This window comes from Desulfosarcina sp., assembly GCF_033791525.1.
Lineage (GTDB): Bacteria > Desulfobacterota > Desulfobacteria > Desulfobacterales > Desulfosarcinaceae > Desulfosarcina.
The window spans coordinates 1-20,863 of the sequence record NZ_JASJGN010000311.1 but is presented as its reverse complement, the minus strand read 5'-3'; the positions used below and the strand labels follow the sequence as shown (position 1 = coordinate 20,863).

23 protein-coding genes are annotated in these 20,863 nt (G+C 56.2%); 14 read left to right on the top strand and 9 right to left on the bottom strand.

Going from position 1 to position 20,863, the window contains the following annotated elements:
* Positions 1–284 precede the first annotated feature (284 nt).
* The 5 genes from QNK41_RS15680 (at position 285) to QNK41_RS15660 (ending at position 3,167) form a co-directional block, all read left to right on the top strand.
* Entirely contained in the window at positions 285–632 is a 348-nt protein-coding gene (locus tag QNK41_RS15680; protein WP_319258564.1) for a YebG family protein, read from the top strand.
* Between the two features lie 8 nt (positions 633–640).
* Positions 641–841 carry a YebG family protein gene (locus tag QNK41_RS15675; protein WP_319258562.1) on the top strand — a complete coding sequence of 67 codons (201 nt, stop codon included), beginning with the start codon at positions 641–643 and terminating at the stop codon, positions 839–841.
* 183 nt (positions 842–1,024) lie between these two features.
* Positions 1,025–1,372, top strand: coding sequence for a phenylpyruvate tautomerase MIF-related protein (locus tag QNK41_RS15670; protein WP_319258560.1), 348 nt, complete (start codon positions 1,025–1,027; stop codon positions 1,370–1,372).
* 38 nt (positions 1,373–1,410) lie between these two features.
* Positions 1,411–1,890, top strand: coding sequence for a YbaK/EbsC family protein (locus QNK41_RS15665; RefSeq protein WP_319258558.1), 480 nt, complete (start codon positions 1,411–1,413; stop codon positions 1,888–1,890).
* 227 nt (positions 1,891–2,117) lie between these two features.
* Positions 2,118–3,167 (top strand): methionine synthase, encoded by a 1,050-nt coding sequence (locus tag QNK41_RS15660; protein ID WP_319258556.1) that lies wholly within the window; start codon positions 2,118–2,120, stop codon positions 3,165–3,167.
* Positions 3,168–3,181: 14 nt separating this feature from the next.
* Here QNK41_RS15660 and QNK41_RS15655 read toward each other — a convergent pair whose 3' ends face one another.
* The gene (locus QNK41_RS15655; RefSeq protein ID WP_319258554.1) at positions 3,182–3,577 is read right to left on the bottom strand and encodes a hypothetical protein; all 396 of its coding nucleotides are present in this window, start codon (positions 3,575–3,577) and stop codon (positions 3,182–3,184) included.
* A gap of 194 nt (positions 3,578–3,771) precedes the next feature.
* Here QNK41_RS15655 and QNK41_RS15650 point away from each other — a divergent pair, with 194 nt between their 5' ends.
* The gene (locus QNK41_RS15650; RefSeq protein ID WP_319258552.1) at positions 3,772–4,641 is read left to right on the top strand and encodes a CheR family methyltransferase; all 870 of its coding nucleotides are present in this window, start codon (positions 3,772–3,774) and stop codon (positions 4,639–4,641) included.
* Between the two features lie 55 nt (positions 4,642–4,696).
* Here QNK41_RS15650 and QNK41_RS15645 read toward each other — a convergent pair whose 3' ends face one another.
* From QNK41_RS15645 to QNK41_RS15635, 3 genes are read right to left on the bottom strand one after another with little or no spacing between them, the layout of a single operon-like run.
* Complete coding sequence (locus QNK41_RS15645; protein WP_319258550.1) at positions 4,697–6,991, bottom strand: ATP-binding protein; 2,295 nt, start codon at positions 6,989–6,991, stop codon at positions 4,697–4,699.
* A gap of 27 nt (positions 6,992–7,018) precedes the next feature.
* Positions 7,019–8,473: a substrate-binding periplasmic protein gene (locus QNK41_RS15640; RefSeq protein ID WP_319258548.1), complete on the bottom strand. Its 1,455-nt coding sequence runs from the start codon at positions 8,471–8,473 to the stop codon at positions 7,019–7,021.
* Positions 8,474–8,510: 37 nt separating this feature from the next.
* A complete protein-coding gene (locus QNK41_RS15635; RefSeq protein ID WP_319258546.1) occupies positions 8,511–8,837 on the bottom strand; it encodes a hypothetical protein in 327 nt (108 codons plus the stop codon).
* Positions 8,838–9,018: 181 nt separating this feature from the next.
* Here QNK41_RS15635 and QNK41_RS15630 point away from each other — a divergent pair, with 181 nt between their 5' ends.
* The 4 genes from QNK41_RS15630 (at position 9,019) to QNK41_RS15615 (ending at position 12,850) form a co-directional block, all read left to right on the top strand.
* Positions 9,019–9,213 (top strand): helix-turn-helix domain-containing protein, encoded by a 195-nt coding sequence (locus QNK41_RS15630; RefSeq protein ID WP_319258544.1) that lies wholly within the window; start codon positions 9,019–9,021, stop codon positions 9,211–9,213.
* A gap of 230 nt (positions 9,214–9,443) precedes the next feature.
* Complete coding sequence (locus QNK41_RS15625) at positions 9,444–9,845, top strand: hypothetical protein (protein WP_319258542.1); 402 nt, start codon at positions 9,444–9,446, stop codon at positions 9,843–9,845.
* A 76-nt stretch (positions 9,846–9,921) separates the two neighbouring features.
* Entirely contained in the window at positions 9,922–10,302 is a 381-nt protein-coding gene (locus QNK41_RS15620) for a hypothetical protein (protein ID WP_319258540.1), read from the top strand.
* Positions 10,303–10,351: 49 nt separating this feature from the next.
* Positions 10,352–12,850, top strand: coding sequence for a M1 family metallopeptidase (locus tag QNK41_RS15615; RefSeq protein ID WP_319258538.1), 2,499 nt, complete (start codon positions 10,352–10,354; stop codon positions 12,848–12,850).
* Positions 12,851–12,855: 5 nt separating this feature from the next.
* Here QNK41_RS15615 and QNK41_RS15610 read toward each other — a convergent pair whose 3' ends face one another.
* Genes QNK41_RS15610 through QNK41_RS15600 form a run of 3 tightly spaced genes read right to left on the bottom strand, consistent with a single transcriptional unit; the run spans position 12,856 to position 16,870 of the window.
* Complete coding sequence (locus QNK41_RS15610; RefSeq protein WP_319258536.1) at positions 12,856–13,710, bottom strand: arylesterase; 855 nt, start codon at positions 13,708–13,710, stop codon at positions 12,856–12,858.
* Positions 13,703–16,198 carry an ABC transporter permease gene (locus QNK41_RS15605; RefSeq protein WP_319258533.1) on the bottom strand — a complete coding sequence of 832 codons (2,496 nt, stop codon included), beginning with the start codon at positions 16,196–16,198 and terminating at the stop codon, positions 13,703–13,705. Before QNK41_RS15605 ends, QNK41_RS15610 begins: the two co-directional genes overlap by 8 nt.
* A 6-nt stretch (positions 16,199–16,204) precedes the next feature.
* A complete protein-coding gene (locus QNK41_RS15600) occupies positions 16,205–16,870 on the bottom strand; it encodes an ABC transporter ATP-binding protein (protein WP_319258531.1) in 666 nt (221 codons plus the stop codon).
* A 414-nt stretch (positions 16,871–17,284) separates the two neighbouring features.
* Between QNK41_RS15600 and QNK41_RS15595 the strand changes: the two genes are divergently transcribed.
* From QNK41_RS15595 to QNK41_RS15585, 3 genes are all read left to right on the top strand, one after another.
* Positions 17,285–17,521, top strand: a complete 237-nt coding sequence (locus QNK41_RS15595; RefSeq protein WP_319258529.1) for a DUF3820 family protein — start codon at positions 17,285–17,287, stop codon at positions 17,519–17,521.
* 127 nt (positions 17,522–17,648) lie between these two features.
* Positions 17,649–18,086, top strand: a complete 438-nt coding sequence (locus QNK41_RS15590) for a DMT family transporter (protein ID WP_319258526.1) — start codon at positions 17,649–17,651, stop codon at positions 18,084–18,086.
* 30 nt (positions 18,087–18,116) lie between these two features.
* On the top strand, positions 18,117–19,040 hold the full coding sequence (locus QNK41_RS15585) for a 2-dehydropantoate 2-reductase (RefSeq protein WP_319258524.1): 924 nt from the start codon (positions 18,117–18,119) through the stop codon (positions 19,038–19,040).
* Between the two features lie 2 nt (positions 19,041–19,042).
* Here QNK41_RS15585 and QNK41_RS15580 read toward each other — a convergent pair whose 3' ends face one another.
* Entirely contained in the window at positions 19,043–19,654 is a 612-nt protein-coding gene (locus QNK41_RS15580; protein ID WP_319258522.1) for a TetR/AcrR family transcriptional regulator, read from the bottom strand.
* Between the two features lie 116 nt (positions 19,655–19,770).
* Between QNK41_RS15580 and QNK41_RS15575 the strand changes: the two genes are divergently transcribed.
* Positions 19,771–20,178 (top strand): VOC family protein, encoded by a 408-nt coding sequence (locus tag QNK41_RS15575; protein ID WP_319258520.1) that lies wholly within the window; start codon positions 19,771–19,773, stop codon positions 20,176–20,178.
* A gap of 86 nt (positions 20,179–20,264) precedes the next feature.
* Here QNK41_RS15575 and QNK41_RS15570 read toward each other — a convergent pair whose 3' ends face one another.
* Complete coding sequence (locus tag QNK41_RS15570; protein WP_319258518.1) at positions 20,265–20,714, bottom strand: hypothetical protein; 450 nt, start codon at positions 20,712–20,714, stop codon at positions 20,265–20,267.
* Positions 20,715–20,863 lie beyond the last annotated feature (149 nt).

Sequence of the window (20,863 nt, the reverse complement as noted above, 5' to 3'; positions counted from 1 at the left end):
AGAGAATATCGACCATTAATTTCCGGTATTAATATGAAATGGTTTCCGCATCCGAACCGGATTGCAATCACCGCCGGCAGATGCAGTTCTCCACCCAGCCCACTGCGGCCTCCCGAAAAGCCATGGCACAGCGACGGGTGCGCTTGTCTTCCCGACCTGAACGATGGCGACTGCTGCGCGGCTCAAGACCGGGGTTACTGGATAGGAGGCACCCCCGATCAGCGCCGGGTACCGTTCAAAACCATAGATTCTTAGCAATCGGCAAACCATAAGGAGCGTTCATCATGGCCGTTATTACCAAGTATGTGGTGGTTCGAAATGGTGTGGAACTGGACAGGGAGTTTCTGGTCAAGAAAGAAGCCGACGCCTACGACAAGATGCTGGATGCCGCCGACAATCTGGCCGCTTATATCAAGAATGCCGGGCTGGAAATCGATCTGGACGGCAAGGCCATCGATGCCCTTTCCGTCTTTCTTGCCAAAAACGGACCCGAAGTCACCCGGATCCTCAAAGGCCTGAAACCCACCGTTCCGTCTGTCCGGACGCCGGGTGAAGAAAAGAAGGACGATGCCCCGGCAACCAAGGCAAAAAAGAAAGCCCCGGCAGCCAAGACGAAACCCAAGGGCAAATAATCCTTCCCATGGCCGCCATATCCAAAAAAGAAGCCGATGCATGGGACCGTGTGCTCGATGCCGCCGCGGACCTGGCTGATTTGATCGAATCCAGCCAAATCGAGATCGACGAGTACGATCTGGAGGAGTTGACGATCTTTCTGGCCACGCACGGGTATGCCGTGCGCAACATGCTCAAGCATCTGAAACGGTCATGGCCGACGGATTGAACCCTCCCCGCGGCCTCGATGAGCGGGATCTCTGCTTCGCTCCGACAAGCGGCGGTGAATGTTCACCGTGTACCGTGCGCCGGTTCGGATTCCCCATCTCAGTACGCACCGCCTACGACCAGAAGATGGATCGTTACGCCTTTCTCATGTTACATTGATCAGAAAAACACAGGAGGAAAGACCATGCCCTACTTCTCCATTCAAACCAGCAAACCCCTGGAAGCGGCCGCCGCCAAAGATCTGACGAAAAAATCGTCGGCCTTTGCCGCCGAACTCCTCGGAAAACCGGAAGCCTATGTCATGACCGCCCTCAAGCCAGGCACGGCCATGAGCTTCGCCGGCAGCCGCGCACCGGCAGCTTTCATCGAAGTGAAAAGCATTGGTTTGCCCGAGGCCCAATGCGGCGCCTTTGCCGAAAAAATCAGTGCCTTCATCGACACCGAACTGGGTATCGGACCGGACCGGGTCTTCATCGACTTCGTCGACCTGCCGCGCACCCGCTTTGCCTGGAACGGCAAGACCTTTGCTTAGTGGTCGTAATCATCCACAGTGAATTGCAGCGAGGTACAATGAAGACAACTCTGAGCAGCAAGCACCTGCAAACCTTCATCGACACGCATCGCCTGGCAGCCGTCATCCTGCCCATGAGCGCCCACACCGCCACGGTGGGCGATGCGGCCAGGGCGTTGGGTGTGGACGCCGACAGCATCATCAAATCCCTGGTCTTCATGGCCGGGGAGCAGCCGATCCTTGTGATCAACAACGGCATGGCCCGGGTAGACCGCAAGAAACTGGCCGCCTGCCTGGGCATGAATCGCAAACGCGTCAAATTTGCCCGTGCCGAGCAGGCCCTTGCGGTGACCGGCTATAGGGTGGGCAGTATGCCGCCATTTGGCCACCGGGAAGATCTGCGGACCCTGGTAGACGCCGACACGGCTGAACTTGACACCCTATACGGAGGCGGCGGGGACATCGATGCCATGATGCAATTGTCATCATCGGAACTGCTCAAAGTAACCCATGCAGAGGTGGCCGATATTTCCGAATAATGGTCTGGCAACGGAGGAATACGATTGAATTCGTTCCCCAAGGGCTTGAGGAAACCAATGTTAACCTGTGTCCGTCCAGAAATGAGGGAGTTTGGTCGAGATCAAGGCGTGCGAAAAATTTTACCGGAGGCGCCCTGAAAGAAGTGCCCCTGGGGTGCATATAGTTGATATTCCGAGGAGAAAATTTTTCGTGCAACGCAGAGGTCGGGCAAAATAACCATTTATGGATGGGCACTAACCTGAAACCAAGGAGGCGCAGCATACTGGACACCACCACCGTCGGTAGTCTGCCGAAACCGGATTACCTGGCTGAAACAGAGAAACTCTGGCCGGCCTGGCGCCTTGCAGGTCAGGCTCTGGAGCGGGCCAAGGAACGCGCGGCGGTGGAATGGCTGCGCCACCAGGAAGCTGCGGATATCAATATCCTCACCGCCGGCGAACAGCACCGCATCCATTTTGTTCACGGCTTTTTAGAGCACCTTGAAGGCATCGACTGGGCCAAGAAAACGCCCATGGGTATCCGGGACAACCGCTACACTGTGGATGTGCCCACGGTTACCGGGCCGGTTTCACGGCCGAGACCTGTCCACTTGGACGAGGTGGGCTTCACCCGGGCGCAAACGGATCGGCACCTTAAATTCACCCTGCCCGGCCCCATGACCATCTGCGACACCATCGCCAACGCGCACTACGCCTCCCGCGCGGACATGGCCATGGCCTTTGCCGACATCCTCAACACCGAGGCCAGGGAACTGGAGGCGGCCGGAATCGATCTGATCCAGTTCGACGAGCCGGCCTTCAATGTCTTCATGAAAGACGTCAAGGAATGGGGCATCGACGCGCTCCACCGGGCCATCAATGGTCTTTCATGCACCACCGCCGTGCACATCTGTTACGGCTACGGGATCGACGAGAACCTGCGGTGGAAGGAGACCCTGGGCCGTGAGTGGCGGCAGTACGAAGAAATCTTCCCGGCACTCAATGCCAGCCGCATCGACCAGGTCTCACTGGAGTGCGCCGACTCGCACGTGCCCCCCTCCCTGATGAGACTGCTCAAGGACAAGGGGCTGATGGTGGGTGTCGTTGCCGTAACCCGGGACCGCGTGGAAACACCGGATGAGGTGGCCGCCACCATTCGGTCCGCCCTGGCGCACGTAGCGCCGGAACGTCTCTACCCGTGCACCAACTGCGGCATGGCGCCCCTGCCCTACCATCTGGCACTGAAAAAGATCCGCAGCCTGGCCGCCGGTACGGCCCTGGTACAAAAAACCCTGTAGGAAGGGATGAATCGTCATTCAAAATGCGGCGGGCCGGTCTGGAGCAGCCAGCTCTCCATCTCTTTCTTGTAGCGCCACGACTGCTCATACTCGATCTTTTTTACGACATAGCGATCAACAAAAAAGTATTCCACTTCAACGGTTTGGGTCACTTCCAACTTGTCTTCGGTCACGTTGACCCCACGCACATCATAACTGACGATTTTCACCTTCTCATATTGCTGTAAACATTCCTTGCGACCCATTTCAGCCGGATCGACATACTTGCAGGCAGCATTGTAATCTGACAGCCGCATAGTGGTTTGATAGGCGTCCATGGTCCGGTCGTATGCTTCCATTTTCGCTTGCTCCGAAAGGGACGCACAACCCAGCGGCAGACAGATGAGAAAGGCGATGATCATGTTTTTCATGCAATGCACCCTCATATGGTTTCAATTGAGCGTTTCCGGTGGCTATAAGAACACAGTTTCGGCCACCGATCAACCGCTGCCTCACGTGCTAGGGTTGCGGTGTGCCCGCAGAAATGGGGCGGGGAGCAAGTGAGAAGGCAAGAATAGCGTTTCCCCGTGCAAAACGCCAACCATGGTTGACCGTGGTTGGAGAAATGAATCCCCGCAGCGGCAATCTCGATAAACCGATGCTGGCCATGCTTACCGACGCCGACTTCCGCAATCTGCTCGAACACCTGAACCGCCCCTGGGCCGGCTACCGCAAGGTGCGCAAGGGGGTGAAGAAACGCGTCCGACGGCATATGCAGAACCTGGGCTGTTCAACCGTTGAACAATACCTTGCTCAACGGACGAACCAGCCCGGGGTAAAGGCTGCCCAGGAGCAGTGCCTCAGGATAACCATCAGCCGTTTTTTCAGGGATCGACACCTGTGGCAAACCCTCAGGACACGCTGCCTGCCCGGTTTGGTGGAGCGCTTTTCCCCGCCCATCCGGATCTGGTCCGCTGGCTGTGCCAACGGAGAAGAGCCTTATAGCCTTGCCATGCTGTGGGACGAAGTGAGGTGTCTGCCGGCTCTGGATATCCTGGCCACGGATGCGGGTGAGGCCTGCCTGGACCGTGCCCGAACGGGTGCCTACAGCCGAAGCAGCCTCAAGGAGGTGCCGGATGAAATGCGGGAGAGATACTTCGAATCAAGGAAAGGCGGCCGGCAGTTTCTCATCCGGTCCCACCGGATGACACCCATCTGTTGGCGACAGCATGATCTGCTCGACCCCTTACCCGATGGCGGCCCCTTTCATATGATCCTGCTGCGCAACAACCTGCTGACGTACTACCAGGGCCCCGACCTTCAGGCCGCTTTCACACGGGTCGTTGCGATACTTTCCCCGGGCGGCTGGCTGGTGACCGGCGCCCATGAACGCCTGCCCGTGTCAGCGTTAAAACTGATTATGGACAAGGGTTGCCCGTGGGTATTCCGGCTTGACACCATTGATCCACGAAGAATTAACCAAGCGGGGACATAGGCACCCCAATCGGGATTGTCTTGTCGACGCCGGCAAACGACCGGTTGGCAAATGGTCATCGCTTCTCATGATGTTTCAACACGTCTCTCACCGCTCTGGCAATGGTTTCAAGCCGATAGGGCTTTTTCACATATAGGCCAGCCCCCAGCTTCCGGGCCTCGTGTACCCGGTCCGATTCGGAGAAACCGCTGGTGATCACGGCTCGCAGGCCGGGATGGATCTTGATGATGCGCCGGTAGGTTTCCAGGCCGTCGATGCCGGGGTCCATGATCATGTCGAGCACCAGCAGGTCGACCCGGTTTTGCTTGACATAGTCAACGGCAGCTTCGCCGCTGGAAACGCTTGCCACGACATAGCCCAGCCGGGTAAGCATTCCCGTGGCGATTTCGCGCTGCTCCTTGACATCATCCACAACAAGGATCCGCTCACCGTCACCGATCAGATTTTCAACGGTTTCCGGTGAACGCGTCTGCATGCGGTGCTCTTTGGTGGAGGGAAGATAAATGGTTGCCGCGGTGCCTTGCGCCGGTGCACTCTGGATGTCGATGTACCCGCGGTGATCCTTGACGGTTCCCCATACCACCGCCATGCCCAGACCGGTACCGCTGCGGCCCATCACTTTTTTGGTGTAAAACGGCTCGAAAATCCGGTTGATGTCCTCGGGCGAAATGCCGATGCCGTTGTCCGTCACCTTGAGCACCACATAGTCACCCTCTTCGATGTCGTCATACCCTTTGATTGGGGTATCGATATATCGGTTTTCCGTTTCGATACGAATAAGTCCGGCATGCCCCGTTGCTTCGGCGGCATTGGAAATCAGGTTCATCACGGTTTTTGCGAGATGGACCGGCGAGCCGGAAATATCGAGAAGGTCGTCGGCCAGGTCCGTGTCCAATTGAAAATCAGGGTGGTGACTCCGCAACGTCTCGTATTCAGGGTTTTTCAGGTACTCACGAACCACCTGGTTCAGGCTAACAATTTCAGCCACTGAAACCCCCCGTCGGGCCAGCGTCAGTAGATCCTGAACGATGTTGGCGGCACGTTCACCGGAGTTCTGAATAGTAAGGATGGGTTTCTGAAGAGGGCTTCCTTCCGGCAGGTCCATGAGGATCAACTCCGGATAGCTGACCAGCCCCGACAGGACGTTGTTCAGGTCATGGGCGACGCCGCCGGCCAACATGCCGATGGCTTCCATTTTCTGGGCCCGCTGCAGCTGGTCCAGCAGTCGTTTATTTTCAACCGCAGCCGTCACCAGTTGAGAGTTAATTATCACGATGCCCAGTGCCAGGTCGTCTGATACCGCCACAAGCCGGCATTCATAGTACCTGATGTCATTCTCGATCGGAAGGTTGTACTCGAACACCCCCACTTCCCTCGTTTCGAATGTCCGGGCGAGCTGCTTTCGGAAAATCCGGGAAATATGGCCAGGCATGACATGTTCTATTTTTCGCCCGATGCATTGCTCAGGGGGTATTGCAAGGTTCTCCAGATCACCCCGTAAATCGATAAACCGACCGTCACGATCGAACTGGACCATGGTATCAGGGATGGCATCGAGAATTGCCCGGGCCCTGGCTTCACTCTCACCGCTTTTTTCCTCCGCCCGTTTGCGTTCGGCCACCTCTTTCTGCAACGACCGTTCACGATTGCGTATCTCTCCGGCCATCTTGCTGAACCGTCGGGCGATGTCGGCCAGCTCATCATGGTGCACCTCATCGAACCGGTAATCATAGTCTCCCCGGGCCACCTGGTCCATCCCTTGGCGGAGTATGGCCAGGGGCTTGCGCATGAGCACGCGCAATACCATTCCCGTGGCAATGACGATTACCACTATCGATACCGCCATCAACAGAATCGCTGTATTGCGAAGCCACGTCAGATCCTGGCGATAGGCGTCCATTGACAAGGTGAATTTGACCTGGCCGATTGGTTTCCCGATGTAGATAATCGGCACCACCCGGCCGATCGGTTTCCCGGTGGTATCCCGACTGAATTCATAAAAGACTTTCCCAGCGGGATCACGAATGAGGATGGTTGTGACGATATCATTTCGGACGAATCCCTCCCCGATCCGCCGGATCTGTTCGTCATCCAAATCCCAGATCGGGACCGCCAGCGTTTCAGACAGGTTGACGGCATACTCGTCCGCTTTTAACTGCAACTGGCGGAATAGATAATCGGCCTGCCGGTTGTATATCAAAAAAAGCAGAACCCCCTCCACCAGAAACACCAGCAGTACCAGGCTGATGGCCAGTTCGTTGGCAATGGAACGCCGTCTCAGCGATCCCAATCCGCGCAGGTTGGGGCCTCGTGAACTGGGCTTGGCAGAGCTTTTTCTTTCTGGGTTCAAGCGCAACAGCTCCTTGTAGATCGCCTGCTATTCTGGCACATAGTCGTATTTATGGCAGATCCGCTGGTAGCTGCCGTCTAATTTCATTTCATCCAACACCGCCTGCCACAGCCGGATGACATGGGGTGAGGTTCCTTTTGAGAAGGCAATATAATTGCCTACGGTATGGAAGGCGTAGGCAAGCTCTAACTGGTCCGGCGACGCACCCGCTTGCTTGGCCAGGTGTGGCATATTGAAATCCGAACTGACCCACAAATCAATATCTCCCCGCCGCAGGTGGGTCAGATTGGTGATGTTTTTATTGGTGGGAATCAGGTTTTCAAACCCCAATGCCTGCAGGTATTGCATTTTGGCGTCCTGGCGGTAGGTACCGATGCGTTTAACCTGTTTGGCCGCTTCGATATCCGCAATGCGGATTGGGTTCGCATGCCACCGATAGAAACCCCAGCGTTGCCGGTAGAGCGGTCCCACCCATGAAAAAATGGCTTCACGTTGGGGGAATCGGGTGGTTGAGAAAAGGGCCGTGTCGGCTTCGGATTGGGCCAATTGGTACCCCCTGGCCCACGGCACCAGTGCTATCGTATCCGGCTGGCCGATCCGTCGCAGGATTTCCTGGACGATGTCGACCGACAGTCCTTTGATCCGGCCATTATCTTCGTAGGAAGAGGGCGGTGAATCCTCCGTGTACAACTTCAAAAAAAATGGCGCGTCGGTGTCGGTTTGGCGTTCGGATACCCGGATGGCATCGGGTGGCAGCCATTTGCGCGTCAACCACCAAAAGGTGCCGTCCGCTTTCATTTCATCCAGGGTCGCCTGCCACTGCTGCACGATGGCAGGTGAGGTTGGTTTGGAAATGGCGATATAGGAAACTCGCTGCTGGAGCGTTAATACCGCTTTAATTTCCTGTGGATCGATCCCGGCCTCGCGGGCCACCTGTTGGGCACCAACATTGTCGAAAATCCACAGATCCACCCGACCAGAAACCAGTTTGCGGATGTTGCTGAGCGGGCTGTTGGAACTGTCTATGTTGGTGAACCCGAGAGATTCCAATATCTGCTCTCTGACATCGTCCTTGTAGGTGGCAATGGCGTCCACCTGCATGGCCGCTTCAATGGAATCGATCTGTCGCTGGTCACTTTTTCTGGCATACAATCCGATACGCGCAGAATGGAGCGGACCGACCCAATGGAACAGCGATTCGCGCGCCTCGGTCCTGGCGGTGGTAAAAAGGACGATATTGGGTTCGGTAAGCAGCCGCTTGTACCCCCGGGCCCACGGCAGGACTTGAATATCGTTGGCAATACCCAAGCGTCGGGTGATTTCCTGCACCACATCGGTCATGGCCCCGGTCAGCTTCCCGTTCTCCGTGTAATTTAATGGGGGGAATTCCTCCGTAATGATAGTCAATTCCGCCGCGGCTGGATGGTTCACGGGAAGGTGAAAGAAAAAAAGCAATAATAGGATTGCGGTGGTGCGTTTCACATGCCGTTCCTTTACCAAAATTGACCAGCTGACCCGATCAATCCAGTGTGACATGTTCCGAATGATCGGACAAGTTAATCTCCTGTTCGCTTGATTTTTCAATTTTCAACGCCCGATCGCGGAAATCGCCGTCGTCAATTTTGGCCTTGACCCATTGATGCCAGCTGTCTTTCCGGTAAGCGACAATGGCATTGAAATCCTTGGACGGATCGAAGCGGGTCAGGGCGTCATCCACGATCCAGACGCAGTAATTGCATTTTTTCTCACCACTTTCGAGAACCTTAAAAAAATAGCGGAAGGTTTTACTTCCGGGCTTCAGGCCTTCTCTGATCTCAAAGTTTTTGTAAGTCCACGTGTCATCCATTTTTTTTCCTTTCCGAGATAGTGTCTTAATCCGGAAACATAAGAATGCTGATTTAATTTACAACAACAGACATGGCTGACCCAGCTTCCGGAATGGTCCGGAATGACGAATTCGCCTGAATGTCGAGACCCTTGCCGCCCACGGAAGAATGCTTATCGTCCTCACAAAGGAGTCATAAACAATGAACGACAACCGCAAATATATTGAGGTGCCGGTTTTGACGGTCAGTGAAGCGGCCCGATTCATCGGCGTCGGCAAGAAAGTGATTTATCAGCTGGTCGAGTTCGACGAAATTCGCGCCATGCGCGAGCACGGCAAAGTGATGATTGACAGGAGCAGCCTGGAGGCCTTTCACAACAGCGGCAAGCGGCCCTGAGTGGGTGTTGGCAGGAGAATGAAAAGGGATCGTAAAGAAACCAGCAGATCGCGCGGTTGCACCGGATTCCATGGCGTGATAGGAATAAATAGTTCCATTCGCGGCTTTGCAATACAGGTGTTGTACCCACACCGGTAAGCGCCTGAAACGCAATAGATCCAAACATGTAAACACGGTCTTAATCGGTGACACGCGTCACAACATGCATGGGTGTCGAAAAGGAGGCTGCTATGAAGAAAACCTTTCTGAAGCTGATAGTCCTCGTGGTTCTGGCGGTCGCGTTCGGCGCACCGTCCTGCTGGGCCGCAGAAAAGGGCTACTGCTACATCGTCAGCTATTCCATGCGAGAAAAGACCGCCTATATCACCCCAGTGTTTGTTGCGAAAGTATCCGGCGCGACCTACAGCGAAGAGGAATTTGTTGCTGACGTTGTCTTGATCCGCAAAATGGAGAATCAATTCCAGAACTATCTGGCGGGACAGGGCATGAACACCGCTGATTTTGTCATCAGTGCCCGGGTGGCCTATCGATCCCAGGCAATAGCCGACAGCCGCCTGGCCGATGAAGAAAGTGATTTCACCAGCAGGGGGTATACCATAAGAGACGAGAACAAGTTTAAATTTAAGAATTAGAAATCTCTGACCCTGCTATAGATTGATAAACCGTCTTTGCCAGGATATCGGATATCTGTGCACCATCAGCCGGCAGATGGCCCTTTCGTCAGGCCATACGCATTTAAAATTCGGCTCAACCGCCTCATTTATTGCGCAAAAGCCGACTTGTCTCCGGGTAGGTAAAGTCTTGATTGCTGCAGACTATACGATACTGATCGTAATGGGCGTTGCCGTGGTTATTGCTGCGGGCTCATTTTCTGCCATCGCCCGATACCTGTTCGATCGCGGCCTGGCAGACCGGAACAAGCTTACGCCGAACATCATTGATCTCTACAAAACCTATATCGCGCACACAAAGAAAAAGACCGGCCGGATCGGTGCTGCATTCTGGATCCACAGTATATCCGCAGGAATATTCATCTCCACAGGAGTATTTTATACGGTCGGCCGCTTCATTCTGCCCCGCATTTTTTAACGTAAACCCGTTCCCGCAACCCTTCACAATAAAACCAATGGAGATCCGCATGACCGCTCCCGTCACACCGATGGCATACAGGCTCACCATCGAACCAGACCTTGACCGCTTTGCCTTTGCCGGACGGATGATCCTTTCCGCCAATGCCGATGAACCCACAGACACCCTCACCCTCGATTGTGCGGAACTGGCCATCTGGCAATGCCGCGTTCAACCGGAAGGGCCTGATGAAAAAGGCATCGATTGTCCGTTTACACTGGATCCGGCCAAAGCCGGCCTGGCCATCCATCTTCCCGACAGCCTTTCCGGCGTCTTTCAATTGACCATTGACTACACCGGTAAAATTAACGATCGCATGGCCGGTTTCTACCGCAGCCGAATCCAAACGGACAACCATCAGAATTATATGGCCGTCACCCAGTTTCAGGAAAGCGATGCCCGGCGGGCTTTTCCCTGTCTGGACCATCCCGCGCAGAAGGCGGTATTTACCGTTGAGATGGTCATCGACAACAACCTGACGGCCATTTCCAACACCGACATCCAAACGATCACGGAACTGGAGAACGGGCGGCGGCGGGTCACCTTCCTTCCGACACCCAAAATGTCCACCTACCTGTTATTTTTCGGTGTGGGTCCCTTTGAAATCCATGAAGATAATGTCGACCGCCGGGTGCGTGCCGTCTGCCTGCCGGGGATGGGGGACCAGACGGCCTTCGGCCGGGAATTTGGCCGCAAGGCACTGGCTTACGGTGAGGATTACTATGCCATCGATTATCCGTTGACCAAGCTGGATCTGATTGCCGTACCCGATTTCGCCTTCGGGGCCATGGAAAATTGGGGGGCGATCACCTTTCGCGAAAATCTGCTGTTAAACATACCCGGCGTCACATCGCGGGAAGCGCTGGCACGCATCTGCGAAGTCATTGCCCACGAAATCGCCCATCAATGGTTCGGTAATCTGGTAACGCCCGAGGATTGGAAATACCTCTGGCTGAACGAAAGTTTTGCCACCTACTTCGGTTACGGCATGGTGGACCACCACTATCCTGAATGGGAGATCTGGGACCAGTTTGTCAGGAGCCAGACCGAGACGGCAATGGCCCGTGACGCACTGAATGAAACCTTTGCCATCGAAATGCCGGGCGGTGCCCAGGTAGCCATCACCACAAGCACGGCGCCCATCATTTACAGCAAAGGGGGCAGTATTTTACGACAGCTGGAGGCCTGGATCGGGCCCGATCATTTTAAGGCCGGACTCCGGCGCTATCTGACGGAATTCGCCTATGGCAACGCCGCCAGTCACGACTTGTGGGAATCGCTGTCGGCCGCATCCGGCATGCCGGTGGCCGAACTCATGCGCAACTGGGTCACCCAACCGGGCTTTCCTGTGATCACCGCCGAACGCAAAAACAACACGCTCACTTTGCGCCAGCGCCGTTTTACCTACCTGCCCAACGATGCGGCGCAGACATGGCTGGTGCCGGTATCGATCACCGCCTACACCGCCAACGGTGCGGCAGACACCCAAAGGATCCTGCTCAAGAAAAAACAGACCGATATCACCCTGCCGCCGGACACCACCGCTTACCACGTCAACCCCGGTCAAACCGGGTTTTACCACGTCTGCTGCAACGATGCAGACAATCTGACCCGGCTGGGCGCCATGGTCGCTGGTCAACAATTGCCGTCGATGGATCGTTGGGGCCTGCAGAACGATCTGTTTGCGCTGGTCAAAGCCGGGCTCGTCTCTATGGCGACATTTCTGGACATGGCCGAAAACTATCGCAATGAACGGGCCTATCTGCCCCTTTCCAGTCTGGACAGCCACCTGTTCGAGGCCATTATGGTACTCCGGGGCGAGATCCGGACCCGGACGGCCCAAACGGCCGTGACCTTAATGAACGGGGTCCTGGAAGCCATCGGCCATCGGCCCGCGCCGGATGAATCGCAGACCGCGGCCATGCTTCGCGATCAGCTTTTTGTCCACGGCGCGTTGATCGGCAACCCACAGGTGCTCAATTTCCTGACCGATCAGTTTAATTCCTTTTTAAGCGGTTCCACCATCGCCCCCGACATTTTCAGGGGTGTGACGACCGCCGGTGCCGTTTCGGGTGGTCGGCCGGCCCTGGAAGCCATGATTCACCGTTTCGAAGCAAGTGGGGTTGAGCATGAACGCATGACCCTTGCGAGCGCTCTGGGGTGTTTTAACCCATGGCCCGTGCTGGAGGAAGCCCTGGACTACGCCTTGGAAAAGGTGCCCGATCGAATTCGCTTTATGCCGCTGGTGGCGGCCGCCGGCAATCCGGCTGCGGTGGATGACCTGTGGCCCTGGTTTGTCGATAATTTCACGCGTATTGAACGGATGCACCCCCTTTTATTCGAACGGGTGGTGGCCGCCTTCGTAACCGGCCCCGGCTTGCAGGATCCGGATCGCACAGGTACGTTCTGCGAAAAGTTGCAGCATGAACAGCCCCGTTTGAAAGATGTAATCGCGCTTTCATTGGAGCGGTTGGAAGTCAATGCCGGTTTTCGCCGACGCGAGAAATAGATGGGTTACTTGGCCTTGTGCCGTTCAATGGCCCTGACGACATACGGATAGACCGTCTCCACGATGCGGGTATAACCGTCAGCCGTGGGGTGCAGCCTGTCCGGCTGGTTGAGGTGGGGCTCGCCGGCTACGCCGTCGAGGAAAAAAGGAATAAAGACGACCCCGTGTTTCTGTGCAATTTTCGGGTATATCTCGGAAAAGGACCGGGTGTAGTCAGGACCCAGGTTGGGCAGCATTAGCATGCCGGCCAGGATCACCTGGATGTTGCGCGTCGTTAATGAGCTGGCCAGCCGGTCCAGGTTGGTTTTCAACAGATCGGGATCCAGACCACGCAGGCCGTCATTAGCGCCGGTTTCCAGAATGACGATGTCCGGCCGCAGGCTGGATATCACCCACTCGATGCGCGAAAGAGCGCCGCTGCTGGTTTCGCCGCTCACACCGGCATTGATCACTTGATAGTTGTACCCTTCGGCCTGCAGCCGGCGGGCCAGCTGGGCAGGATAGGCCTGCTCTTCGGCAACGCCCAACCCGGCGGTCAGGCTGTCTCCCACGGCTACGATGGTGCCCGCATAAGCGGGAGCTGGCGGTTGGGTCACAACGATGGTTGTTTCAACCGGGGACTCCTGGCTGCAGCCGGATACCATCAACCCAACGCCTGCCAAGAAGAGGGCCACCCCCTTAATCTGCCATAGACGAAACTGGTGATTTTTTGCGGAGGCCGTCTTGAAGTGCGCATTCTGGTTCAAGGTCAAGGCGGAGCAGCAATTCAAACCGCAGGCATACAGGAGTATGTCGAGGATTTGAATTGCTGCTCCAACGCAGAGATTGGACCAGAAGGCACATTTCAAGAGTTTATTCATTTTGCTGCTCCCTGAGATACGCAACCGGTTTCTTGGCCATGATCGATCTCGAAGCCGCCATGCCCACCGTGACGGTCAGCAGCACGGTCAGGCCGACCATGGTCAGCGATATGGGAAAAAAAGGCCGATAACCGATATCGAACCTCACCGTGCACACCCAATAGGCGCCGGCCTGGGCCAACGCCAGGGCCAGGCCGCTGCTGAGCAGCCCGATCAGGATATTTTCCAGGGCGAAGACGGTGAAGACGAACCGCCTGCCGGCCCCCAGGATCTTGTAGTAGACCGACTCGACCACCCGCTCGGCCCGGGTGGCAAATACCGCACTCACCAGGATCAGGAGACCCGCCGCTATGCTGAAGAGGCTGAAAACACGAACGATCCGAGACAGGCGAGCCATGAGCCGGGCCAGGATGCCGATGGTCTGGGACATGTCGATGACGCTGATGTTGGGAAACCGGGAGACAATCGACGTTTGAAGCGGCCCCATCTGTCCGGGACTCACCGTCAGGGCGGCGAACAGGGTGTGCGGAGCCTGCTTCATTATCGCCTCCGGAAACACGAAGTAAAAAAAAGGGCTCAAGGACCGGCTGTCACGGGTGCGGATGCTGGATATGCGCGCGGTCAGGGGGACGCCCTGGATCTTGAAGCCGATGCGGTCGCCGATTTTCATCTCGCGCATCTCCACAATGGTATCCATGACCGACACCTGGGGCTCAGTCCAGTCGCTGCGAAAGAGCGTGTCCCCGTCGATCAGGGTTTCATCGTCCAGCAGTGTTTCCCGGTAAGTCAGGTTGAAGACCCGCGACAGGTTGTCACGCCGTTTTTGTCCCTCCCGACTGCGGTCGATGGCCTCGCCGTTCACCGCCGTGATCCGGGCCCGCACGATGGGGTAGAATTGAACCGGACGGCCGATGGCGGCTGAAAACGCCTCGGTCTGATCGGGCTGGATGTCCAAAAAAAAGGCGTTGGGAGAATCGGCAGGGAAGGACTGCACGAAGGTGGCATTCAGGTTCTTTTCGATGAGGTGGTTTCCGAAGATCACAGTTAGGGAGACCGTCAGGGTAATCATGATGGCCCGGGTGGCATTGCCCCGTCGGAACAGGCCCCTTATGGCCTGGCGCAGGGCCAGTTGACGAACGGGCAGGCGTTTCATCGTCCACAGCGCCAGTTGGGCCAGCAGGGCCGCAGCCAGTATCAGGGTGACGACAGCACCGACGAAATAGAAGCCAAAAAGAATGTCACGCATGTGCCACAGCACCAGGGCAAGAAAAAATAGCAGAACCAGGAGGCCGGAGAGAAAATAGGGCCAGCGGGCGATGCCGACGGACGGCAGGCGGTTGAAGATCGCCACCGGGCGCATCTCCCTGAGCCGGTATAGGGGCAGGAACGAAAACAGGGCGACGACGGTAAACCCCAGCATGACGGCCTCGACCACCCCGGTCCAGGCGATGGTCAGGCCAAGGCCTTCGGGCAACAGCGGGCCAAGCATCCAGGCCAGGCCGCCCTGGACTGCCGCACCGGCCAGAATGCCCACGCCGGTTCCCGCGGTGCCCAGTACAAGGACCATGAGCATGAAGTGCGTATTGATAAACCGACCGCTCGCGCCCACGGTTTTCATAACGGCAATGGTGCGCTGTTTTTCGTTAAACAGGGCCGTGAGGGTGCTCTGAATACCCAATCCGGACACAATCAGGATAAAAAGCCCCACCAGTTTGAGGAAGAAAAGGAAATTGTCCAGAAACCGTTTAACCACAGACCCGGAGGTGAGGTACGTGTCGACGCTTTCCCCATCGAAGGGGGAGGCCTGTTTCAACCCGGCGGCAATGGCATCCACCTGAAGCGGGTCCATGACCTTGAGCAGCACCACACGATGGATGCGGCTGCCAGTGGTCATCAGGCCCAGGGCATCCAGGTCCGAACTGTGGATGAATACCCGGGGGCCGAATGCAAACAGATCCAGCGGGCGATCCGGTTCGGCGGTGACCACGTCATCAACGGTCAGGTTGGTGTAGCCGATCTTTAACCGATCGCCCACCTTCAGGCCGATGCGATCCAACAGGGTCTGCTCGACGATGCAGGCGCCGGGTGACAGCACCTGCTTGAAGGGGCGACCCGATTTCAACGTGACCTGGCCGTAGAAGGGGTAGCCCGCTTCCACCACTTTCAGCCTGGACAGCACAGAAGCCTTTTCGTCAGGCGCGCGCACCACGCTGTAGAATTCGTGAATATTGGCCTGCACGATCCGGCCCTGGTCCGCCAGCCTGTCAACAGCTTGCACCAGGGGGGCGGAAATGGGATCGTGGGATCGGATGATAATGTCGGCGGCGTGCAGCGTGCGGGCGTCCTCCAGCAGGGCGCGGCTCACGCTTCTGGCAAATCCGGAAAAAGCGGTCAGGGTTGCCAGGGAAAGGGCTACGCAGAGCACGAACAGGCCGGCCTGCCGATAGGAGCGGCGCACCTGGCGCAGAATCATTGGTATGTGACGCATGGGCGGCTATCCGATCAGGTGTCCATCTTTTAGGGAAATCACCCGATCGGCGGCCCGGGCGATTTCAGGGTTGTGTGTTACCAGCACCAGGGTTGCCCCGTGTTCGTTTTTCAGATCGATGAGCTGGGCGAGCACGATCTTGCCGTTCTCCGAATCCAGGTTTCCGGTGGGCTCGTCGGCAAAAAGCAGTTGGGGCCGGTTGATCAGGGCACGGCACAGGGCAACGCGCTGCTTTTCGCCCCCGGACAGCTGGCTGGGCAGATTGTCCGCCTGGGCCGTCAGGCCCACCCGTGACAGCAGCCGCCCGGCACGCACCTCCGCATCGGGATCACCCGTCAGCTCTGCCGGGAACATGATGTTTTCCCTGGCAGTCATCGACGGCACCAGGTGAAAGGATTGAAATACGAAACCGATAGTCCGGTTGCGCAGCGGTGCCAGATCTTCTTCGGAGGCATGCGTGATCTCCCGATCGTCGATAAAGACCTGTCCTGACGTAGGGTGATCCAGCCCGGAAAGCAGGGTCAACAAAGTGGTTTTGCCGCTGCCGCTGCTGCCGGCAATGACAATGAATTCCCCTTTTTCGGCAGACAGGGAAACATTCTCCAGCACAGTGATGGCGCGGTGATCCACGGTATAGGTTTTGATAAGGCTTCTCGCTTCCAGCAGGGCCATGGTGGTTATGTCTCCCCTCACAGTTTCAAAGGTTCAGCGGTTCAAGATCCATCGAAAATCTCAGCCAAAATAACCATGAACGGTGAATGCTGAACCGGTGAACGTTTAGGAAGAAAGATAAGGCATCGCCCTGGATTTTCAAATCAGACCGGTAAAGATGATGAAAAGGCGTTCGCATAAAACGGACAATGAACTACCCCGCCGCAAGCAGCGGGGTATCACCAAGGATCGGATCTTTTTTTCGTCGCAAGCGACGGGGTATTAGACCCGATGCTTCGCAATAAACCACCTTATACCCTGTACGCAGTGCTTTCCCATGAAATGGTGGAGGACAAAAAAGGAAGGCCGGCCTTGCCATTTTTCACCGTTGCAGCTAATCACAACCATTCGCCAAAGACACCGGGGGAAAACCGTATGACCGATGACCATGAATGCCGACCGGATCCGGATGTGATGCTCCAACTGGCAAACATGCGCATGCCCTTCGGCAGGTACAAGGACCGCCGGCTGATCGATCTGCCGGAGGCTTATGTGATCTGGCTGGCCAACAAGGGGTTTCCGGGTGGGCACTTGGGCGACATGCTGCGCATGGTATATGAAATAAAAGTCAACGGACTGGAGTATCTTTTCAAACCGCTGCGGAGGTTATAGAAGGGGATCTTTTATTGCCGTTGACATATCACATCACGCCGGTCACAGATCCAAAAACGCCATTGCTTCTTGGATAAACAGTTAAGACCGTTCATCAATTTCGACCGAAACAGAAAGGAAACCGGCCTTGGGAACATCCATACCCCTGATCCTCATTGCGGCCGTCGGCGGCATTGCGGTAACCCTCCAGGCTCAGTTCATGGCGCTGATGGACAAACAGATCGGCACACTGGAAAGCGTGTTCATCACCTATGGCGGCGGGGGTCTACTCATCGGCCTGGCCATGCTGCTGAGCCGGGGCGGAAACCTGGCCGCCTGGCAGGGGGTGCCCTGGTATGCGCTGTCCGCCGGTGCGCTGGGCCTGGTGATTGTGGGCACCATCGGATATGGCACCGCACGCCTGGGACTGGTCTCGGCGATGACGATCATCATTGCCTCCCAGTTTATCAGCAGCGCCGTCATCGATCATTTTGGCGTGCTCGGTGCAGATCTGAAGCCCCTTGACCTCTATCGCCTCTCCGGCATTGGGCTGATGCTGCTGGGGACCTGGCTGGTCGTTCGATGATCATCACACCAAGCATAAGGAACCTTCACCATGAAAGCGATTCGAAACATATCAATTGTGGGTGCCGGCGCCATGGGCGCAGCCTATGCGGCCATGTTCACCGATGCCGCCGGATTCTCCGTCTCCTTCGTGGCAAGGGGTGAGCGGCATGAGCGGTTGAAAAACAAAACCCTCACCGTGAACGACAGGCTCTACAACGTCCCTGTGGTTCACCCGGACAAGGTCGCGGAACCGGCGGACCTGGTTCTTGTGGCCTTGAAACACCACCATCTGGAGGGCGCCGTCGGCGACATCGCAGCGCTGGTGGGCAAGGATACGGCGATCCTGTCGGTAATGAATGGCCTGGAGAGCGAGGCGACCATCGGTGCCGCCTGCGGCTTGGACAAACTGGTCTACGCCATCGCCGTGGGCATCGATGCTGTGCGCGAGAATGATCGTTTCACCTATGCCAATCCCGGAAAGATTGTTTTCGGCCCGGTCGGCGATGGGAGCCACGGCCCCCGATTGGAACGCATTCAGGAAGCCTTGAGCCGCGCGGGAATTCCCAACGAAGTCCCGGTGGACATGATGCGGGCCATGTGGTGGAAGTTCATGATCAACGTGGGCATCAACCAGGCATCAGCCGTGCTTCGCGCTCCGTACGGAGTTTTTCAATCGTCACCCGACGCCCGGGCGTTGATTCGGTCACTGATGGAAGAGGTAGTCAGCCTGGCCAAAAAAGCCGGCATCGGTCTGGCCGAAGCAGACATCGATGAATGGGACATCATTATGGACAGGCTTTCACCGACAGGGAAAACCTCAATGCTCCAGGATGTGGAAGCCGGAAAAAAAACCGAGGTGGAGATTTTTGCCGGCAAGGTGATTGCTCTGGGAAACCGGTATCTCGTCCCTACGCCAGTCAACGAGACGTTGTATCGGATCATCAAAGTCATCGAATACAAAAATGACGTTTGATCTTATCGCAACAATAACCCCTCCAGCAACGACTCCAGGGCCTCCTGCGCCCGAGCGAGGGCGCGTTGACGGTCATCGCAACGGGCGATCCACACCGCCGCCTCGTCCATGGCGCCGGAGAGCAGGTGGACGACCGCATCCGTTGACAGCGGTTTAATCACCTTGTGATCAATCAACTCCTGGAGGCTCTCCTTTAAAAGCGAAAACCCGCTGTCTGGCATGTTCTGGTCCACCTCCCGGTAGGCGTTCCAATCCAGTACAGCCGGTGCATCGATAACAACGATTTGCTGCAGCGCCGGCTCTGTGCAGACCTGCAGGAAAGCCCGGCAACCCGCCACCAGTTGACCCCACGGATCAGCCACAGCTTCTGCCCGATCTTCGATACGCCTTCCGATTTCACGCTGGGCTGCCTGAAATACCGCATAAAAAAGAGCCTTCTTGCCGTTGAAGTGATGGTATAATGCCCCCCTGGTGACCCCCGCTTTGCGGACAATGATTTCAGTGGAGGCATCCGCATACCCCCGTTGGCTGAATTCTTCAGTGGCCGCGATGATCAGCTGTTCAATGGTGGCCCGGGACTGCCCGGCCTTGGTGGATTCCTTTTTTCGGTTCATTTTTTTTGCTCCGGCCATGTTGACATACAGATAGTATGTATTTATTTTGTTGCATACATACTGTCTGTATGTTTAACATAAAAAAACTACCACGCCAACCACAATAGGGGGTCGTCATGAAACCCAATAGCATTTATCCGGTTATCGGTACTGATCAAATTGCTGTTTCCAGGGATTTTTACACAAGTCATTTTGAATTCGATATCGTCTTCGAAGCGGACTGGTATGTCAGCTTGAGATCCAGATCGAATCCTGCCTACGAATTGGCCTTGCTGGATTACCGCCATTCGAGCCTGCCCGAAGCCTATCGCCAACCCGCCCGGGGCGTGCTGATCAATTTTGAAGTGACCGATGTGGATGAGATTTACACGCAGTTAACGGACAGCGGCCTGCCGATGATACTCGAGCTGAAATCGGAGGAGTGGGGGCAGCGCCATTTTATCACCCAGGACCCCAATGGCATTCTCATCGACGTGATCCAGAATATCGCGCCGACCGGGATCTATGCGGATCAGTATAAATAGCCTTTTTCACCCCAGAGGAGCACCCCTGGAGTGATAAATGCTAAACTATCGCGTGTTGCATGGATTGGGTTAATCCGACCACCCGCTCACCGGGCTGCCCGATGCTTCAGCTTGAAACGGAGACGTAGGACCTCGTTTTCATATCCTGACGAGGTTATCCGGAACGTCCCGATCTCTCCAGTCGATGTTACATGGGGGCCGATACACGGGCAGTGGTCATAGTCACCAATGCTGACGATGCGGATGCGCGTCCCGGCATCGTCGGGCAGCCGCATTAAATTGTAGTCCTTCCGGGCGTCGTCAATAGAAATAAATCGTTCGGAAACCGGCACGTCGGCCTCGATCACGCCATTGACTTCGTTCTCAAGCAATTTCAATTCTTCGTCGGTCAGCGGCCGGTCGAATCGATAGTCGCATTTGGATTTTTTTCGCTCGATATGCGCGCTGAAGCACCGGTCACAATCGAACAGGCGCCCCATGGCCTGGTTGAGGATGTGCTCGGCGCTGTGCATGAATGGATCAACCTGCTTTTTCATTACCGCCTCCGCTTCAGGTGTTGCATGAAAAAAGTGGTTCGGACCATACCGCATCGTCCGCCAAATAAAAACCCTTCAGTCGACTGGGCAAAGCGTGTGGGCGCTTTTCGATCGCCTGCGGACGCCCTGCAATTTCAATCCTGGCCCGG

Bases quoted from the DNA above. Each gene is read 5' to 3' on its own strand.
- QNK41_RS15570 (WP_319258518.1), bottom strand. From the start codon at position 20,714: ATGAAAAAGCAGGTTGATCCATTCATGCACAGCGCCGAGCACATCCTC.
- QNK41_RS15675 (WP_319258562.1), top strand. From the start codon at position 641: ATGGCCGCCATATCCAAAAAAGAAGCCGATGCATGGGACCGTGTGCTC.
- QNK41_RS15625 (WP_319258542.1), top strand. From the start codon at position 9,444: ATGAAGAAAACCTTTCTGAAGCTGATAGTCCTCGTGGTTCTGGCGGTC.
- QNK41_RS15615 (WP_319258538.1), top strand. From the start codon at position 10,352: ATGACCGCTCCCGTCACACCGATGGCATACAGGCTCACCATCGAACCA.
- QNK41_RS15630 (WP_319258544.1), top strand. From the start codon at position 9,019: ATGAACGACAACCGCAAATATATTGAGGTGCCGGTTTTGACGGTCAGT.
- QNK41_RS15580 (WP_319258522.1), bottom strand. From the start codon at position 19,654: ATGAACCGAAAAAAGGAATCCACCAAGGCCGGGCAGTCCCGGGCCACC.
- QNK41_RS15575 (WP_319258520.1), top strand. From the start codon at position 19,771: ATGAAACCCAATAGCATTTATCCGGTTATCGGTACTGATCAAATTGCT.
- QNK41_RS15595 (WP_319258529.1), top strand. From the start codon at position 17,285: ATGACCGATGACCATGAATGCCGACCGGATCCGGATGTGATGCTCCAA.
- QNK41_RS15620 (WP_319258540.1), top strand. From the start codon at position 9,922: ATGGCCCTTTCGTCAGGCCATACGCATTTAAAATTCGGCTCAACCGCC.
- QNK41_RS15660 (WP_319258556.1), top strand. From the start codon at position 2,118: ATGGGCACTAACCTGAAACCAAGGAGGCGCAGCATACTGGACACCACC.
- QNK41_RS15670 (WP_319258560.1), top strand. From the start codon at position 1,025: ATGCCCTACTTCTCCATTCAAACCAGCAAACCCCTGGAAGCGGCCGCC.
- QNK41_RS15600 (WP_319258531.1), bottom strand. From the start codon at position 16,870: ATGGCCCTGCTGGAAGCGAGAAGCCTTATCAAAACCTATACCGTGGAT.
- QNK41_RS15665 (WP_319258558.1), top strand. From the start codon at position 1,411: ATGAAGACAACTCTGAGCAGCAAGCACCTGCAAACCTTCATCGACACG.
- QNK41_RS15650 (WP_319258552.1), top strand. From the start codon at position 3,772: ATGAATCCCCGCAGCGGCAATCTCGATAAACCGATGCTGGCCATGCTT.
- QNK41_RS15610 (WP_319258536.1), bottom strand. From the start codon at position 13,710: ATGAATAAACTCTTGAAATGTGCCTTCTGGTCCAATCTCTGCGTTGGA.
- QNK41_RS15635 (WP_319258546.1), bottom strand. From the start codon at position 8,837: ATGGATGACACGTGGACTTACAAAAACTTTGAGATCAGAGAAGGCCTG.
- QNK41_RS15585 (WP_319258524.1), top strand. From the start codon at position 18,117: ATGAAAGCGATTCGAAACATATCAATTGTGGGTGCCGGCGCCATGGGC.
- QNK41_RS15655 (WP_319258554.1), bottom strand. From the start codon at position 3,577: ATGAAAAACATGATCATCGCCTTTCTCATCTGTCTGCCGCTGGGTTGT.
- QNK41_RS15605 (WP_319258533.1), bottom strand. From the start codon at position 16,198: ATGCGTCACATACCAATGATTCTGCGCCAGGTGCGCCGCTCCTATCGG.
- QNK41_RS15680 (WP_319258564.1), top strand. From the start codon at position 285: ATGGCCGTTATTACCAAGTATGTGGTGGTTCGAAATGGTGTGGAACTG.